The 16,233-nt window shown below is 70.3% G+C and carries 15 protein-coding genes and 5 pseudogenes; 9 read left to right on the forward strand and 11 right to left on the reverse strand.

The annotated features are described in order from the left end of the window. Nucleotides 1-87: 87 nt before the first annotated feature. Nucleotides 88-417 (reverse strand): antibiotic biosynthesis monooxygenase family protein, encoded by a 330-nt coding sequence (locus RI138_RS31635; protein ID WP_096624240.1) that lies wholly within the window; start codon nucleotides 415-417, stop codon nucleotides 88-90. 125 nt (nucleotides 418-542) lie between these two features. On the opposite strand from RI138_RS31635, the gene RI138_RS31640 reads away from it, so the two are divergent. Next, nucleotides 543-1,574 carry a hypothetical protein gene (locus tag RI138_RS31640; RefSeq protein ID WP_311122676.1) on the forward strand — a complete coding sequence of 344 codons (1,032 nt, stop codon included), beginning with the start codon at nucleotides 543-545 and terminating at the stop codon, nucleotides 1,572-1,574. A 35-nt stretch (nucleotides 1,575-1,609) separates the two neighbouring features. On the opposite strand, the gene RI138_RS31645 is transcribed toward RI138_RS31640, so the two are convergent. After that, entirely contained in the window at nucleotides 1,610-2,134 is a 525-nt protein-coding gene (locus tag RI138_RS31645; protein WP_311122677.1) for a hypothetical protein, read from the reverse strand. Nucleotides 2,135-2,602: 468 nt separating this feature from the next. Between RI138_RS31645 and RI138_RS31650 the strand changes: the two genes are divergently transcribed. Beyond that, nucleotides 2,603-3,211 carry a transposase family protein gene (locus RI138_RS31650; RefSeq protein ID WP_311122678.1) on the forward strand — a complete coding sequence of 203 codons (609 nt, stop codon included), beginning with the start codon at nucleotides 2,603-2,605 and terminating at the stop codon, nucleotides 3,209-3,211. A 368-nt stretch (nucleotides 3,212-3,579) separates the two neighbouring features. On the opposite strand, the gene RI138_RS31655 is transcribed toward RI138_RS31650, so the two are convergent. Beyond that, complete coding sequence (locus RI138_RS31655; RefSeq protein WP_311122679.1) at nucleotides 3,580-5,187, reverse strand: alpha/beta hydrolase; 1,608 nt, start codon at nucleotides 5,185-5,187, stop codon at nucleotides 3,580-3,582. A 78-nt stretch (nucleotides 5,188-5,265) separates the two neighbouring features. Further along, nucleotides 5,266-5,610, reverse strand: coding sequence for a class III lanthionine synthetase LanKC N-terminal domain-containing protein (locus tag RI138_RS31660; protein WP_311122680.1), 345 nt, complete (start codon nucleotides 5,608-5,610; stop codon nucleotides 5,266-5,268). 153 nt (nucleotides 5,611-5,763) lie between these two features. On the opposite strand from RI138_RS31660, the gene RI138_RS31665 reads away from it, so the two are divergent. Further along, the gene (locus RI138_RS31665) at nucleotides 5,764-5,913 is read left to right on the forward strand and encodes a hypothetical protein (protein ID WP_311122681.1); all 150 of its coding nucleotides are present in this window, start codon (nucleotides 5,764-5,766) and stop codon (nucleotides 5,911-5,913) included. A 44-nt stretch (nucleotides 5,914-5,957) separates the two neighbouring features. Continuing rightward, nucleotides 5,958-6,275, forward strand: coding sequence for a hypothetical protein (locus tag RI138_RS31670; protein WP_311122682.1), 318 nt, complete (start codon nucleotides 5,958-5,960; stop codon nucleotides 6,273-6,275). Between the two features lie 299 nt (nucleotides 6,276-6,574). On the opposite strand, the gene RI138_RS31675 is transcribed toward RI138_RS31670, so the two are convergent. After that, the gene (locus RI138_RS31675; protein WP_311122683.1) at nucleotides 6,575-6,751 is read right to left on the reverse strand and encodes a hypothetical protein; all 177 of its coding nucleotides are present in this window, start codon (nucleotides 6,749-6,751) and stop codon (nucleotides 6,575-6,577) included. A 334-nt stretch (nucleotides 6,752-7,085) separates the two neighbouring features. Between RI138_RS31675 and RI138_RS31680 the strand changes: the two are divergent. Next, nucleotides 7,086-7,314 (forward strand): annotated as a pseudogene (locus RI138_RS31680) (ABC transporter substrate-binding protein); the annotation flags it as partial. On the opposite strand, the gene RI138_RS31685 reads toward RI138_RS31680, so the two are convergent. The 3 genes and pseudogenes from RI138_RS31685 to RI138_RS31695 all read right to left on the reverse strand — a co-directional run bounded on the left by RI138_RS31685 (nucleotide 7,274) and on the right by RI138_RS31695 (nucleotide 10,206). Further along, on the reverse strand, nucleotides 7,274-8,452 hold the full coding sequence (locus RI138_RS31685) for an RNA polymerase sigma factor (RefSeq protein WP_311123071.1): 1,179 nt from the start codon (nucleotides 8,450-8,452) through the stop codon (nucleotides 7,274-7,276). The pseudogene RI138_RS31680 and the gene RI138_RS31685 overlap by 41 nt on opposite strands. 8 nt (nucleotides 8,453-8,460) lie before the next feature. Beyond that, the gene (locus RI138_RS31690; RefSeq protein ID WP_096624190.1) at nucleotides 8,461-8,868 is read right to left on the reverse strand and encodes a YciI family protein; all 408 of its coding nucleotides are present in this window, start codon (nucleotides 8,866-8,868) and stop codon (nucleotides 8,461-8,463) included. A 128-nt stretch (nucleotides 8,869-8,996) separates the two neighbouring features. Next, nucleotides 8,997-10,206: pseudogene (locus RI138_RS31695) on the reverse strand (saccharopine dehydrogenase family protein). Between the two features lie 159 nt (nucleotides 10,207-10,365). Here RI138_RS31695 and RI138_RS31700 point away from each other — a divergent pair. Both RI138_RS31700 and RI138_RS31705 read left to right on the forward strand, forming a co-directional pair. Next, a complete protein-coding gene (locus tag RI138_RS31700) occupies nucleotides 10,366-10,578 on the forward strand; it encodes an alpha/beta fold hydrolase (RefSeq protein WP_398864145.1) in 213 nt (70 codons plus the stop codon). A 63-nt stretch (nucleotides 10,579-10,641) separates the two neighbouring features. Further along, nucleotides 10,642-11,229, forward strand: coding sequence for a DUF998 domain-containing protein (locus tag RI138_RS31705; protein WP_311123072.1), 588 nt, complete (start codon nucleotides 10,642-10,644; stop codon nucleotides 11,227-11,229). Between the two features lie 92 nt (nucleotides 11,230-11,321). On the opposite strand, the pseudogene RI138_RS31710 reads toward RI138_RS31705, so the two are convergent. Beyond that, nucleotides 11,322-11,874: pseudogene (locus tag RI138_RS31710) on the reverse strand (family 16 glycoside hydrolase); the annotation flags it as partial. Nucleotides 11,875-12,092: 218 nt separating this feature from the next. Here RI138_RS31710 and RI138_RS31715 point away from each other — a divergent pair. Further along, nucleotides 12,093-12,932: an aminoglycoside phosphotransferase family protein gene (locus RI138_RS31715; RefSeq protein WP_311123073.1), complete on the forward strand. Its 840-nt coding sequence runs from the start codon at nucleotides 12,093-12,095 to the stop codon at nucleotides 12,930-12,932. A 97-nt stretch (nucleotides 12,933-13,029) separates the two neighbouring features. On the opposite strand, the pseudogene RI138_RS31720 reads toward RI138_RS31715, so the two are convergent. Then, nucleotides 13,030-13,404: pseudogene (locus RI138_RS31720) on the reverse strand (AraC family ligand binding domain-containing protein); the annotation flags it as partial. A 53-nt stretch (nucleotides 13,405-13,457) separates the two neighbouring features. On the opposite strand from RI138_RS31720, the pseudogene RI138_RS31725 reads away from it, so the two are divergent. Beyond that, nucleotides 13,458-14,607 (forward strand): annotated as a pseudogene (locus RI138_RS31725) (MFS transporter). Between the two features lie 49 nt (nucleotides 14,608-14,656). Here RI138_RS31725 and RI138_RS31730 read toward each other — a convergent pair. After that, the gene (locus RI138_RS31730) at nucleotides 14,657-16,225 is read right to left on the reverse strand and encodes a hypothetical protein (protein WP_311122684.1); all 1,569 of its coding nucleotides are present in this window, start codon (nucleotides 16,223-16,225) and stop codon (nucleotides 14,657-14,659) included. Nucleotides 16,226-16,233: the final 8 nt, after the last annotated feature.

Raw genomic sequence — 16,233 nt, forward strand, 5'->3', positions numbered from 1 at the left:
AAGAGGCGGCAGCAGGGGCCCGCCCTCACCGGGCGAGCCCCGTACGCACAACTCACACACCGGACCGGCTGAGCGCCGGTCGACCGACTACGCGCCGGTCGGCGCGGCCTGCTGTACGACCTCGAAGGACCATACGGTGGACCCGCTCGCCGCGGGCTTCGGCCGTTCGCCGCTCCCGGCGTCGCCGCCCTGGTGGGCCGCCTTCATGGGGCCCTCCATCCAAGCCTGGAAGGATGCCTCGTCGCGCCAGCGCGTGTAGACGAGGTAGTCGTCCGTTCCTTCGACGGGCCGGAGAAGCTCGAACCACTCGAACCCGTCGGAGTTCTCCACCGCGTGGGCCCGCGAAGCGAAGCGCTTTTCCAGCGTCTCGCGTTGTTCCTGGGGGACGGTCAGCACATTGATCTTGACTACGCTCATGGCCTCATCCTGCCGTACGAGGCCCGGCGGGCGGAGCATCGGCCCCCGGCCGACGCGGCGGACGAAATCCTGTTGGCCCGCCGTGGACGAGCTGCGACGATACGTCCTTCCCCACCGGAGGACATTTGTTCGTTTTCGTGTGTGCGGGGTGCGGTGCCGATCTCACCACCCCGCTGTCCCGAGTCGTCCTGCCGGTCCACGCTCATCAGACGTACGGGAACGGGATTCAGCTCCCGGTACTCATGGAGCCGGGCACGTTCGCCGTGGACCCGGAGTCCTGGGGGCATCGGCCCGACGGCGCGCCCGGCGCGATCGTCATCGCACCCGGAGACACCCGGGGCACCCTGCTGATCCCGGAGAAGAGCGGCGGCTGCTGTTGCGGCCTCGTCGGGACCGACGGCCCCAACATGGTCTGCGAGGCGTGCGGCCTGCCTGTGGCGAGCAGGATCGACGACTGCTCGCTCTGGCAGTCGGTGCGGCTCGTCCCGCACGCCGTGCACCGCACCCGCGTGGACGACATCGATGACGTACCGCTCTCGTGGGCGGAGTTGAGGGCGGAAACGAAGGGCACACCCCCGTTCGAGCCGATCACCACCTGGGGGACGCGCCCGGAGTCCCGCTGGTGGTCATGGAGCCCGCAGTGGGAGGCAGCGGCAGGCCGGGCTCTCGCCCACCTGCTGGCGGCTTCGCAGGGTCGGCCGGTGACCGTCCCGGGCGGCCTGACCGGGGAAGTGTTCCAACGGGCCCTCGACGCCCTGCTGCCCGCGGGCCCGCCGCCGATCCAAGCCGCCCTGGCCGGACCCGGACTGCCCGCCTCCGACGCGGGCACCGACATCCTCCTGGCCCCGGTCCATCCGCAGACGGGTGAGACCTGGACTCCGTCCGGCCCGCAGGCGTCGGGATACCCGGTGCCGCTCCCGTACGGAGTGTGGCTGTGGCTGGCGTTCCCCGAACCGGACCTCTCCCTCCCCGCATCAGGCAGCATGCCTGACGGCGTCCTCCGCGACGACCCGCCCCTTCTGCGCCCCCCTTCCCTCTTCCGGACCGATGCCGGGACGTTCCGCCACACCATGGCGCGGCTACCGGCCATCCACAGCCCGTGGCTGCGCGAGATCTTCGACGACGTCCCCTGCCACCTGAGAGCCCGCATCTTCTAAGGGCTGTCCCGTGACCAGCGGTTACGGGACAGCCCTTAGCTGGCCTGCTGCAATTCCCAGTAGTGCGGTTCGATGGGTGCCCGCCTCACCACGACACGACCGGTTACCTCAGGAATGTCGACCACCTTCCCCCACGAGTCGGATCGATCGCCGGGAGTGTGCTCGATGTCGGCCCACACCACGCTGCCGGGCCCGGCGGAGCCGAAGGACACGGTCCACTCGGCGTACTTGTCGGCGCAGGAGTCGGTGACCCTCACCCTGTAGTTCGTGTTCACGCCCAGGCAGGTGCGCGGGTTCGAGCCCGGCGTCGAGACTTCCATCGTCCCGTTGGGGCGCTTGCGCACCTCCCAGTTCGCCGAGGTCGACGCGGTCTCCGTGCAGGCGCCCAACCCGACCGAGCCGATGCTCGCGTGCGATTTGGGCCAAACCAGGCACTTGCCGTCCTGGAGAGCAGCGAACCGGTAGACCCCGTCGACAACCGGGGCGGCGTGGGCGGGTTGAACAAGGGTCGCGGTGGCTGCCGCCGCGGCGGCCATGACTGCGATGACGCGTGAACGCATGGGAAGGGGCTCCTCGGAACAGCCGTGGTCACGCCGATCACCGGCGCGGACGCGGTCGATGCACGCTCCGCCGGGGACGGCGGCGGCACCAATCTTGGACCACCGGCCCGCCCGGCAGCAGTCCGCGCCGGGCGCTGTCACCCGCCTGGTCGAGCCGCGATACCCAATGGTGTGGCGGCCTGCCGTCGTCGGCTTCGGCTCGACCGCGCAGCCGGGAGGGGGGCGTCTTTCAGCAGCCTGAGGTGCGGTGTCGCTCCAGCAGCTGGCCCGGGTGTACTTGACGCCTGTGAAGGCCCGGTACGTGGTGCGGTCCCGGTAGGAGTACTGGTTGCGGGTCTCGTGGGCAACGAGCTTGTGCACGGTAGGCAGCGGGGCGTCGAGCCCGGATGGTTGATCATGGCCGGGTGGCAGGGAATGACCACGTGCGGTGTCATCAGCAATCGGCGGGCCAAAGGCCTGGCTGTCGGAGTGATCGCTGAACTCGTCGAAGAGGGATCCCGCGACGTGCTGGCCTGCTGGTTCGGCGTCGACCGCTCCACGATCGCCCGCGCCGTCGGCGAGGTGCGGCCCCTACTCGCCGAGCGAGGCTGCACCGTCAGCCCCGGCGCGCGGCTGCGAACTCAGGCCGGCCTCGTCGACCACTTCGGCGCCAGCGGGGCGACCGGAATCATCGACGGCACCGAGATCCGGGCCCGTCGGCCCGCCGCCGGACGCAAGGACCGCGACAAGTGCATCTCCGGCAAGAACAAGCAGAACGCTTTCAAGTCCATGGTGGTCACGGACGGCGAAGGCCGCATGCTGTGGTGCAGCCCGACAGGTCCCGCAAGCTGCGCGGACATCATCCACGCCCGCCAATTGGGGCTGGTCAAGCTCTTGGCCGCCGGGTCTGCAGTGTGGAGAGTCTCGCCGATGCCAGCTACCAGGGCCTGGGCGCACCGACCAGCGGCCGGGTGGTGGCACCACCGCACCGCAAGTTCAAGAAGAACGCCCTGGACTGGTACGAGGCGGTGCACGAACGCCAGCGCATGGAACACTCCTCACGTCGTATCCGGGTCGAGCACGGCATCGCCCATCTGAGGAACCGGCGGGCTGTGCCCGCCGCCTCGGCCGCCGCGAGCCATGAGCGACACCGTCCAAGCCGTCCCCGGCCTGCTGTCCCATCAGCAGACCGACCTGACGTCGACACGTCAGACGTGAACACTCAGTCCCGCCGCCGTCCTCGACGCCTTCCTGCCTACCGTGCACGAGCTCCTTGAGCCGCCTTTCCTGGAGCTGGGTGCTGCGAGTGTCGAGGGCATCGGCACATGACCGACGCAACAGCCCTGGCCCCAATCCACCTGGGCGAAGGCGGCGACTCCGACCCGCCTCACTGCCCCTATCTCTTCGATGGTGACCTCGACCGAGTCGCCGACGCCTTCGAGGCACAAGACGCCGACGAGCCACGGTCATGGCTGGGAACCGCTGGCCGGGTCACTGGTCCGCTTCCGCCTGCCGTCCTGTTGGGGGCAGGTCTTGTCGGTCGCGGGCAGCTTGCCGGTGGCCAGGTACCGGTTGACCTGGTTGTCGACGCAGGCGTTCTCGTAGAGGCCGTAGACCGCATGCCGGTTGGCGCCCTTGAGGGTGAGCAGCTTGGAGCTGGGCAGCAGGCCGTGAAGGGCGACGGCCCCGGTGTGCGTGGTGCGCGGGTCTCCGGTGGCGGAGACGATCAGCACCTTGGCGTCGCGCTTCACCTTGGTGGGCTTCTCGCGGGGCCGGTCCCAGAAGGCGCACGGACTGATGTTGTTCACCAGCGGACCGAGGCGCGGGTGCGCGGCACGGCTCCGCTCGATGTCGCGCCAGTAGACCTCGGGGTCGCGCGGGGCGGCTACGTCTCCGCAGATGACCGCGGACTGCACGCTGCCGTGGTGCGACTGCTCGCCGGTCGTCACCAGGCGGAGGATCCCCGCGAACTGCGGCGACAGCCGGGTTGGCCGCCCTGCCGCCGCCCGGTTCAGTACGGACACCTGCTCACCGAGGGTCGCCCGGGACGCATCGGTGTCGCTGTCGATCCCGGCGACGAGCACGAACGGGACCAGGCTGTCGTCGAGGTGGAAGGTGTCCGGGCCCGTGCCAACGGTGATCGGGCGGCTCGCGGATTGCTCTATGAGGCGGTCGATCGTGGCAAGGACCTGGCCGCGGGTACGGCCGAGGCCGTAGGTGTCATTGCGGACGGCGGCCCATGCGGCCCAGTCGGCAAGCGCCTGCTCGTTCTCTCCGACGGCCTCCCGCAGCAACCGGGTGCCGAACTTGCGCGGATCGATGGCGCCGTCCAGGACCATGCGGTCGGTACGGCCCGGGAACATCTGGGTGTAGACGGTGCCCAGGTAGGTGCCGTACGAGTAGCCGAAGTAGGAGATCTTCCGCTCGCCGAGCGCCCCGCGGATGACGTCCATGTCGCGGGCCGTGTTGCGGGTGCTGACGTGCGGCAGCACGGCGGCGTCGGTGGCACGGCACTTGGCGGCCAGGTCCTTTTGAAGCACGACCTGGCGCTCGAAGGCCGCCCGGTCGAGGCCGGCCGAGGAGAGAGTGGTGCCGACGGGCCAGCCGCAGTCCAGCGGGGTGCTGCGGCCGACGAAGCGCGGGTCGAAACCGACGATGTCGTACCGCCGTCCCGTCTTCTTCATCCAGGCGTGGAACTCCGGCGGGGATTCGAAGGCGGTGCCGCCGGGACCGCCGTTGTTGAGCAGGATGGAACCGATGCGGTGGCGGGTGTCGGTGGCTTTGAGCCGGGATATCGCGACGGTGATCGTACGTCCCCGGGGGGCGGTGTAGTCGAGCGGCACGGTGACGTCCGTGCACTGCACGTCGGCCGCGTCCAGACCACGGCCCACGGTGTCGTCCGGGCCATCGGCACAGCTGCCCCAGCTCAGTGGCTGGTTGTAGTAGCGGTGGAGGCCGGAGGCGTACTTCGGCTTGCTGGGGACCGCCGTGGCCGTGGCGGGGGCGGCCCCGAGGCAGACGGCGAGGGCGAGGCCCACCGCCGACGCGCGGCGCAGGGCCGAGGCGGAGGTCATCACGAAGTCTCCTCGGGGCGGTGGGTGTGGGGCGTTGCGGTCGGGGGCACCAGCCGTGTTCTTCTCACCCCTCAGACGCTAGGCGGAACGGCCGCCCCTCTCACTACAGTTGACCCCCCGATTCCGAGGGGGTAACCCCCACCAGTGCGGCTCCAGGAAGTCGGGCAGTTCGAGCCACTCGGGCCGCCGGAAGGCAGGCTCTCGCCAGCCCGGTATGAACCTGCCGTCGGGGGCTCGGATCTCCGGAACCAGTTCGCCGTGCTCGTCGTAGCAGTGCCGCAGGGTGAAGCTGCCGTAGCGCGGGTGGACCGGCCAGGCGCCCCAGCGCGGGCCGCTGAGGATGGACGGGTCGGCCGCCTCAGTCGGCGCGGTCTCCAGCTCCTGGAGACTGCGGTCGTCCTGGACGCGCTGGCCCTGTGCCACGGACGCGGCAGCTACCTGCCCGGCGATCAAGATCTGGCTACGGGCTCACCTGCGGTTCCGTCTGGCTCCACCCCGACTGGATCGTCCTGGCCCAACCTGGTGGAGCGAGGGTTCGCCGAGCTGACGAACAAACAGATGCGACGAGGCGCCCACATGACCGCCCAGGCCCTGGAGAAGGACATCCGCACCTGGACCACAGCCTGGAACACCGGCCCCAGGCCCTGCATCTGGACCAAGACCGCGGACGAGATCCTCGAAGGCCTCGCCTCGCATCTGGACAGAACTCCTGACTCAGAGAACTAGGCCTGTTGTGAAAGTGCTGGTAGGCGGGTTGTTAGGGTCTGGTCATGGTGCGTCTGAAGATTGAGATATCCGTTCCGGAGAGTCATGCAGATGTAGTGATCGATGCTCTCCATGCGGCTGGGGCGGGCCGGGTCGGTGAGTACGCACGGTGTTCCAGCGTGTGGAGGGTGACCGGCAACTGGCTGCCGTTGCCCGGCTCGCAGCCGTATGACGGCGAGGAGGGCGTCGTGCAGCACGGTGAGGAGTGCAGGATCGAATCCGTCTGTGATGCGGAGCAAGCCCGCGCCGTCCAGCAAGCGGTCCGCGATGCCCACCCGTACGAGGAGGCGGTCATCCACTTCCTCCCCCTGTACGAGCCGTGACGCAGCCGACAGACGCAAGCGTCGCAGCAGCTCATTGATGGCTGCGACGAGGACGGCGGCGTCGTCGTGGACGGCGAGTCTGTCGTAGCGCGTGGCTTTGGCCCGGTGCCGCTTGAGGCGATTGATGCCGCACTCGACCGTGTGGCGCGCGGTAGTCGTCCCTGTCGAGCTTCCGTGGCGGGCCGCGGCTTGAGCCGCGCTTCTGGTGCTTGCGGATCTGGTCCTTCTTCTCCGGGATCGTGCAGCAGACCCCGCGCCTGAGCAGGTAGGCGCGGTCCTTCCAGGAGCCGTACGCCTTGTCAGCACGCACGCACCTTGTCGAGCCGTTCGCGCGGCCGCCCCAGCCCTTGTCGGGGCACCCGGATGCGTTCCAGGACGCGTTCGAACTGCGGAGAATTCCCGCGCTGTCCGGCCGTGATCACGATCGGCATGGGCTCCTGGCACTGCTCGACCGCGAGATGGAGCCTGGTGGTCACACCGCCCCGTGAACGCCCGAGGCCGTGGTCCGTCCGGCTCGGTCTCAACGCGGCCGGGCGGCTCCTTCTGGAGATTCCCTTTTTGGCCGCTCCAGCGGCGTGCTGATGGGCTCGGCTCACCGCCGTGCCGACCCTCACATCCCAGATGATCAGGTCGTTCGCGTCCGCCCGTGCCCGGAGCTGGGTGAAGGTCCGCTTCCATGTGCCGTTGCGTTGCCGGCGCCGGAACAGGCCGTAGACCCGGTTCCACGGCCCGTGCCGCTCGGGCACATCCCCCCCACGGTGTCCCGGCCCGGGGCCGCCACCGTATGCCGTTGATCAGCTGCCGCCTGGCCGCGACCCCGAGGTCATCGTCATCAACGGCTACGGGGACACCAGCGCCGTGCAGCAGCGGAGGTTCCTGAAGGCCTACAAACCTTCGCCGACGTATCGACGATCAAGAACGACCGGATCGTCGTCCTCGACTACGCCAGACCTCGTCGAGAGCCCCGCGCAGTCCGACCGCGCGCATTCCGGCGACGATCAGCTCGCCGACGGAGGACCTGGGGAAGGCCGCTTCGTAGGACAACGGGAGTTGAGGCGGGCGGCCTGGCGGGTCAGGTGGTCGCGTTCGGCGAGGTTGGGGGCCTTGCGGGCCGCCTCGGCGTAGAGCCGGGCTGCCGTCGCCGGGTCGCCGTCGCGTTCGTGAAGATACGCCGCCACCGCCGTGCGGCGCGGCAACGAGTCGTCCAGCTCAGCGAGTTCCGCCAGCCCGGCCCGCGGACCGTCGGCCTCACCCACGGCCACAGCCCGGTTCAGCCGGACGACCGGGCTGTCGGTGAGCTCCACGAGTTCGTCGTACCACTCGACGATCTGCACCCAGTCAGTCTCCGCCGCGGTGGGTGCGTCGGCGTGCAGCGCCGCGACGGCGGCCTGCGCCTGGTACTCACCCAGCCGGTCACGGGCGAGGGCCGCCTGGAGGATTGCGACGCCCTCGGCGATCGCCGCGGTGTCCCACCGGCTCCGGTCCTGCTCGGCGAGCGGCACCAGACCCCCGTCGGGCGCGGTCCGGGCGGCGCGCCGGGCGTGGTGGAGCAGCATGAGGGCGAGCAGCCCCGCCACCTCGGGGTGGTCGATCGCCGCCGCGAGGTGGCGGGTGAGCCGGATGGCCTCCGCGGCGAGGTCGACGTCGCCGGAGTAGCCCTCGTTGAAGACCAGATAGAGGACGCGCAGCACGGTGGCGACATCCCCGGGACGGTCGAACCGTACGTCGGAGACGGTGCGCTTGGCCCGGCTGATCCGCTGCGCCATGGTCGCCTCGGGCACCAGGTAGGCCCGGGCGATCTGGCGGGTGGTCAGCCCGCCGACGGCCCGCAGTGTGAGCGCGACCGCCGAGGAAGGGGTCAGCGACGGGTGGGCGCACAAGAAGTAGAGGTGAAGCGTGTCGTCCACGGAGGGCGCCGGGCCGGGCGAGGGCTCCTCGTCGACGCGTTCCTCGCGCCGGCGGCGGGCCGCATCCGCCCGCGTCGCGTCGAGGAACCGTCGCCAGGCCACGGTGACCAGCCACCCCTTCGGGTCCCTCGGCGGGTCGGCGGGCCAGACACGGACCGCCTCGACCAGCGCGTCCTGCACGGCGTCCTCGGCCGCCGCGAAGTCGGCTCCGCGGCGGACGAGGATTCCGAGCACGTCCGGGGTGAGACTCCGGAGCAGCAACTCGTCCATCGAGGACGTCACTCCGTGATGGTGGGCGGCGCGGTCAGGAACGGACGCACCTCCAGCCACTCGTGGATCGGCTTCCCGCCCGCGCCCGGGGCGGCGGACAGCTCCCCGGCCAGCTCGACGGCCCGCTCGTAGCGGTCGACGTCGATGATCATCCACCCGGCGATCAGGTCCTTGGTCTCGGCGAACGGCCCGTCGGTGACCGGCGGCCGCCCCTCACCGTCGTACCGGACCCACGCGCCCTCGGGGGCGAGCGCCTGACCGTCGACGTACTCCCCGGTCTTCTCCAGCCGGGCCGCGAAGTCGTTCATGTACTGCACATGAGCGGAGATCTCCTGCGGTGTCCACTGATCCATGGGTACGTCATTGACCGCGGCGGGAGCGCCTCGGTAGTGCTTGAGCAGCAGGTACTTTGCCATGGTTCTTCTCCTCGGTGCGGGCGACCACGGTGGTCGCGTTCACTACGGGGACGGAGCCGGGCACGGGTTCTCGACATGGCGGCCCCATCTTTTCCGCTTTTCTTTCGCCCTTCTTCAGCCAGGCGCGATCACTGCTCGCGTAGAGCCCAGGGTGCGCCGTACGCGACGAGCAGGTCGAGGAAGGGGCGCGGGGGCATGGCCTCGGCGCCCAGGACGCCCGTACCGCTCCAGATCCCGTCCGCCACCAGCTACAGGGCGACGACGGGATTGATGGCCGTCTGCCAGACCACCGTCTGGGAGCCGTATTCGCGCATCGACCACTGGTTGTCGACGACGTGGTAGAGGTACACCTCCCGGGGCGTACCGTTCCTCGTGCCCCTGACCCAGGTTCCGGCGCAGGTCCTGCCGCGTATACGGGCGCCGAGTGTGGCCGGGTCGGGAAGACACGCCGTGACCACACCGCGTGGCGACACCTCACCACCGGCGACCGACACCTTGTCCGTGCGGTCGAGGCCGAGCCTGTGGAGGGTCTTGAGCGTCTCGTTGAACTCGTCGCCGAGCCCGTACTTGAAGGTGACGCGCCGGGCGTTTCACCCAGCGCGGGATCAGCAGCACCTCCTCGTGCTCGACGTTGCGCATTCGACCGGCCCGATATCTGCGGGGAAGTCGAAGACCTCCGGCTCGCTCAAGGGTGCTGTGGTGAACCAGTCCCGGTCCTTCTCCCAGATCACCGGCGGGTTCAAGACGCTCCTCGATGGTCGTCCAGGTCGAGAACGAAGGGGCGAAGTCGTAACCGTCCAGCGTGAGATCGGCGCCGTCACGGACGCCGATCTCCTCGATCTCGCCGAACAGCTCTTCCGCGGCGTAACGGGCGAAGACATCGGAGGGACCCGGCTCGACGCCCACGCCGACGAGCGCGAGACGCCCCGCCTCCTCCCAGGCGGCGGCCCGCGCGAACCGCCCGTCACCCAGCTTGACCCCGCACTCCTCGTCCGGCCGCTCCGGATGCGGGGCAGACAGGGACATGGCCATGTCCAGATAGTCCACACCGGCGGCAGGCGCCGCCTCGAACAGCGGCATCACGAACCGGGGATCGGTGGCGCTCACGAGGATGTCGCACCGGTGCTCGGTGAGGAGCGCGGTCACCGCCGGCCGGTCCGAGGCGTCGACGCGCAGGGCTCTGAACCGGGTCTCCTCCCCGCCGGGGGCGTCCACCGCGGCCTCGGCGCGGGAGAGATCGTAGTCCGTGACGATCATGTGGTCGAAGAACGAGCGGCGGGCGGCGATCCTGGTGATCGCGGTGCCCACGCCGCCCGCGCCGAAAAGCAGCACGCGCACGGCAGGTACACCTTTCATCGGCTTCTGTCAGATCTCGTCGGAGAGCGCTGCCCTGGGATTCGTCCAGGAACGGCGTGAACTTGAGCGACGCCAACGCCGTTGGCCTAAGGCGTCCGTCCCCGCGGGCTTGTTCCGGTGCGGGGGACAGCCTGTGCCCGTGTGGTGGACGACGACCTGATGACGCCGGAGCACACGACCGCGCAGTACGGGGTGATCCCGGGCGCGCAACCGGCCGTCGTCCCGGGGGCCTCCCACCTGGTCCCGCTGGGCAGGCCCGCCCTCGTCAACCGGCTGCACCTCGACCACCTCGAAAGGGCGAGGTGGGGACGATGGTGCCCGTCCGGCGCGCCGACCCCCAGGGCGACTGACTGACCTGCGAGGGCCCAGAGCCCTGGGTCGAGGCCACTCAAGGGACTACCCATTTATGCTGTTTCAATGCGACTTGCTCCCTGGTGGGCCCTTCTCCCCTCCGGGTGTGCCCCTGTGCTCCTGGTCGGTTCCTGGGCGATCGCGCAAGTGCGCCAATCCCCGGAGTACGACCCGGCGCGAGAGACCCTCAGCGTGCTGGCAGCGTATGGCGCCACCAGCTACTGGCTGATGACAGGGATGCTGGTGGTGCTGGGCTCCTGTTACGTGCTCACGGCGCACGCGCTCCGCCCGGCGGCGCTCGCCGGGCGTGTGGCCCTCGCCGGCGGCGGGCTGTCCGCACTGGCCCTGACCCTGGTGCCCGCACCGAGCAGCGGCGGAGCCCTTGAGCACGGGGCCGTGGCGACGGTGGGCCTCGTCCTGCTGGCGGTATGGCCTCCTCTGGCCGCCGTCCGGGGCACGCCGTCGGCCCCGTGGGGCCTGAGGTGGGATGTGTCGCTCGCCGCCAGCGCCTTCATGGGGGCTACCGCGCTGTGGTTCCTGGCGGAACTGCAGAGCGGACGGGCGCCCGGTGTCGCCGAGCGGGTGGTGACGTTCGTCCAGGCGCTGTGGCCCTTCCTGGTCGTCGTCTCCTGCCGACGGCAGCGCATCGGCTGACCTGCCGCGAACGCGGGGCGTGGCGGTTGTGCGAGAACGACAACGGTGCGAGGGACGGCGGCCGCACGCTGCCGCCCCTGAGGGACGGTCGGCGGCTCCGTGTACTCAGCTCGACCCTGCCCGGCTTCCGCCCGCATCGCCAGGATGTCGAAGCCCTTGCCGCCGCTGGGGGAGAGCTTCTGGAGCCCGTAGGTCAGCTTGCCCTCCTGGCCCCAGTTGCCGCCCGCACCGAGCCCCGCCGGCGTAGATCGCCCCGTCCGGCCCCATGCTGATGCGGTTGACGCCCGCCCCCAGACCCTGGGCGAGACGGAAGACCGCGCCCTCGTAACCGCCGCCGACCTTCTCCAGGTGGGCACACTGGATGCCGTCGTAGGAGACGCCCCCGAACAGCATCTGTTCGGCGAACCGGGCCCTCGCTCAACTACAAATCGAGTGCTGGGGGAGTTGGCTATCTCGTTCTGCGGCAGTCACAGCACCGGCTTGGTCACCGGCTCGGCGTCGAAGGTGCCCGAGGGGTTGGTGCAGTGGTTGAAGAAGCGGTCCTGTTTGAATGTGGAGCAGCTTCGAGGAAGGCAGCAAGCCGCCCCTGGTTGTCCAGTCGACGACGAACATGCCCCCCTCGGGCCCCCAGCCAATGCCGTTGGGGTGCGCAGCCCTCATGGGCGATGTACTCGGCCTCACCGATATCCAGCCCCCGCACTTCCCACCGGGGGAGCGGCGGCCGACCAGGGGAGACGCACGTCGTGGCGGAGAGCCCAGAAGTGAACGAGCAAGCCGTACGGCCCGGACCGGCCGGGCTTGACGGCGATGCCAGGCTCGGGGCCGACGCCCGGACTTCTGTCGACGCCGCACTTGTCGGGCGCCTGATCGCCACGCAGTTTCCGCAGTGGAGCGAACTGCCCCTGACACTGCTGGACCCGGCCGGCTCGGACCACGTGATCTACCGTCTGGGCGAGGAACTGTCCGTACGGCTGCCCCGCCACCCCGACGCCATCGGGCAGGCGAGGAAGGAGGCCGAATGGCTGCCCCGACTCGCGCCGCACCTGCCGCTCGCCGTCCCCGTGCCGGTGAAGGTCGGCGTGCCCGCCCTCGGCTACCCCTGGCCGTGGGCGGTGACCCGCTGGCTGGACGGCGAAGTGGCGAGCGTGGACACACTGGCCGAATCCACCCCGACCGCCGTCCGGCTGGCCGAATTCCTCACCGCCCTCCAGCACTTCGAGCCCGAAACGGCCAGGGCCGTGGGCGCCCGCGACGACCTGACGGCGGAACCGCTGGCCGCCCGCGACCGCGCGACCCGTGCCGCCATCGCCAGGACGGCGGACACGTTCGACGCGGAGGCGATGACCGACCTGTGGAACGCGGCACGGAACGCCCCGCCCTGGGACCGCGCGGCGGTCTGGTACCACGGAGACTTCCACACCGGCAACCTGCTGACCGCCGACTGCCGCCTCAGCGCGGTCATCGACTTCGGCGAACTCGGCGTCGGCGACCCGTCCCGTGACCTGATGATCGCCTTCACCCTGCTGTCTGCCGACAGCCGCGGCGTCTTCCGTACGGCACTGGGCGTGGACGACGCGACCTGGCTGCGAGGCCGGGGCTGGGCCCTGGCCACCGGCCTGAACGCGTACACGACGTACGCCGCTTCCAACCGCCGCGTAGCCGAGCAGACGACCCGCCAGATCACCGCCGCACTCGACGGCTGAAGCGCGCTGTGATCGGCCTCGAAGGCGCCGACACGTTGACCGTCCCGTCCCGCGCCGAGGATTCCCGGCTCATCGGGGCCGGTAGGTGCCCGGAGTATGACCGTAGGCGCCGAAGTTCCGGCCTGCCGTCGTCGGGAGCGCCGGAACAGGCGAGGACCAGCTCCCGCAGCAGTGGTCCCACGGTCAGTACGGACGGAGCGTCCAGCCCCAGAAGGTTGTCCGCCACGGGCAGACCGACCAGACACAGTTCGAGCGACCCGTGGGCACGGTGCGCGTGGACGGTACCTGCCGGTATCCAGATGGCCCGGTTCGCCGGTGCCACCCAGGTGCCGAGACCGGTGGTGACGGCCACCACGCCACGTGCGGCGTAGACGATCTGGTGGTCGTCGTGGCGGTGGGCGTCGATGCCCGTTCCCGGGAGCAACCACTGCGTGCGGGTCGGCGCTGCCGGCTCATGGCGGATCTCAGTCATGTCTTGTCTTCATATCGGAAGTTCGCCACCCGGTGAACGGTGACGATGACCCCATGGCGAAGAACAGATCAATCATCCTGCTGTCCGTCGGACATGCCTGTGTCGATGTCTACCAGGGGGCGGTGGCCGCGCTCGTCCCCCACTTCGTCGCCGAACGCGCCTACACCTATGCCGCGGCCTCCGGGATCGTGCTCGCGCGTCGCTGCTGTCCTCCGTGGCGCAGCCCCTGTTCGGAGCGGTGACGGACCGTAGGGCGATGCCCTGGCTCCTGCCGGTGAGCACCGTCGTCGGAGGCCTGGGAATCGCCCTCAGCGGGCTCAGTGGCTCCTACACGCTGACCCTGCTGTTCGTCGCCGTCGGAGGGTGGGCGTCGCCGCCTACCATCCCGAGTCCGCCAGGGTCGCCCGCCTCGCGGCCGGAGGCAGCCACACGGCGATGGGCTGGTTCTCTCTGGGCGGCAACCTCGGCTTCGCCTTCGCCCCGGTTCTCGTGGCCGTGGTCGTCGGTGCGGGCGGTCTCCAGCTCACCCCACTGCTGGTGATCCCGGCCCTGGTCGGCAGCGTGCTCACCCTGCCCGTACTGCGCGCCCTGGAGCGCGGAAGCTCCCCCTCTTCCACGACGGCCACGGAGGCACCCGCAGTCTCCGACGACCTGCCTTCCTTCGTGAAGCTGGCCCTGGCGGTGGTCTGCCGGTCCGACATCTTCATCGGCCTGAGCACCTTCATCTCGTTCTGCGTACGTGAGCGCACGGGCGGAGGCACGGCGGCAGGCGCCGCGGCCCTGGTCGTGCTCTACCTCGGTGGCGCTGTCGGCACCGTCCTGGGCGGCAACCTCGCCGAGCGCTGGGACCGCGTCACCGTGGTGCGCCGGTCCTCGCTGCTGGCCGTGGCCGCCGTGGCCGGCCTCGTCCCCACACCGGGCCCCGCGCGCTACGCGTTCGTCGCCTTGACCTCAGCAGCCCTCTACATCCCCTTCTCGCTCCAAGTGACCCTGGCTCAGGACTACCTGCCCAGCCGCGTCGGCACGGCAAGCGGCATCACCCTAGGCCTGACCATCAGCATCGGCGGCCTGTTCAGCCCGCTGATCGGACGCCTGGCCGACGCGACCTCGCTGCAAACCGCCCTGACCCCCTTGATCGCCGTGCCCGCCATGAGCTGGCTGCTGCTCCGCACCCTCGCGGAACCACCCGTACGGGAACCATGAAGGTCACCGATACCGGAGCGGGCTGATCAAGCACGGGCGGCCGGGCGGGCTACTCCGCCGGGTTCCGGGGCAGGGCCAGCGGACAGCTGAGAGGAAGCACCCGCTCGGCCAGCTGCCCGGTGAGACGGGTGTCGGTGACTTCGGCGTCGGTCAGCCATTGCGCATTGGTCAACTGCTCAACCAAGGCTTCCAGTTCATCGGGGGCGACAGCACACCAGGAAGCCAGGTCCTCCAGGACGAGACCTTGCCCGTCGGACCCGAGTTGCCCGTCGGTGGTGGTCCGGGTGGCCAGCGCCAGCGCGAGCAGACGGGTCTCGGCACTGGTCTTGCGTTTACGGAGCTTCTTGTCTCCGACGACCTTCTGAGCCCACCCGCTGATCTTGGGGCGGGTCTTCCTGCCGAACGTGAAGAGGCCCTCGCCATCGTCGCCGGGCATCAGGGAGGGGATGGTGATCTGGGTGGGGCACTCCGGCCGGGAGGCGAGTACATCCTCCGGCGTGCCGGGGATCCGCAGCCAACCGCAGTCGACGAGCTGCGCGATCAGGTCTTCCGGCTTCTCCAGGGGCAGGGACGTGACGTCCTGGCCGACGAGGTTGCCGGTGCCGGTGAGTACCGTGCGCAGGGTCAGCATCACCACCATCAGGCGTGCTTGGGCTCCGGGGAGGGGCGAGTGCGCGGCCACGTGGTCGAGGATGCTTCGGGCATGCTGCTGGGCGGTCCCGGTCAGCAGCCGCTTCACCGCCGGCTCCTCACCGTCGCCGCCGTGGCCGGTGCGGAACCGGTGCTGGAGGAGAGCGGCCTCGGCGGCCTGCTCGGCACGCTGGGCGTCCAGCCGCAGCCGGGTGTCGCCCGTGACGTCCGCCCAGATGGTGAACGCCTTCGCCTTGCGGGAGTGGAGGTCGGCGAGGACCGCCAGATCGGGTTCGGTGCGCTGCTGATAGGCACGGAAGAGATCGCCCAGCTCGATGAGCTCGTCGCGCAGGGCGACGGGGTGCAGATCGTGCGGGACGATCCGCTGCGCGATCTTCCCGTACCGGGGGCGACGCCGCGGCGGTGCGGAGCGCGGAGCGGGAACACCGTGCGGCAGGTCGGCGGGGGGCGGGGAATGGTCGGAGAACCGCGGTGCCGTCACAGCCGAGTCGGCCGCGCGGCCGGGACCCGTGCGGGTGCCGGTGGTGCGGCCAGGTGCAGCGGCGGCCGTGGCGGTGGCGACGACCTTCGCGGCGGGATGGGCGGCCGCGCAGCGCGCACAGCACTCCAGGATCTGCCACCAGCGGCTCTGCCGGTCGGTGATGACGGCGAGAACGACCGGCCCTCCGCACCGCCAGGGTGCGGCCCGTCGGGGCCCGGCAGGCGGGGTGTGCAGGCGGCAGTCCTCGGCTTTGCAGGCGCAGTGGGCTTCCGGCCGAGGTCCCGGTGCGGCTTGCAGGTGGGCCTTGAGATGCGCGATGGCAGCCGCACGGCCCGCGGTGGCGGAGGGAAGCTGCTGGGTGGCGCAGACCGGTCGGCTGCACGAGACGCGCACGGCGGGACTGCCCCCGCCGGCCGGGTCCAGGCGCACGGTCCACTTGCGGCCCGGCAGTCGCTCGTCCAACTCACTCGTTACGGTGTTTTCCACGCCGTGAC

The organism is Streptomyces durocortorensis, assembly GCF_031760065.1.
In the GTDB taxonomy this organism is placed as follows: Bacteria; Actinomycetota; Actinomycetes; order Streptomycetales; family Streptomycetaceae; genus Streptomyces.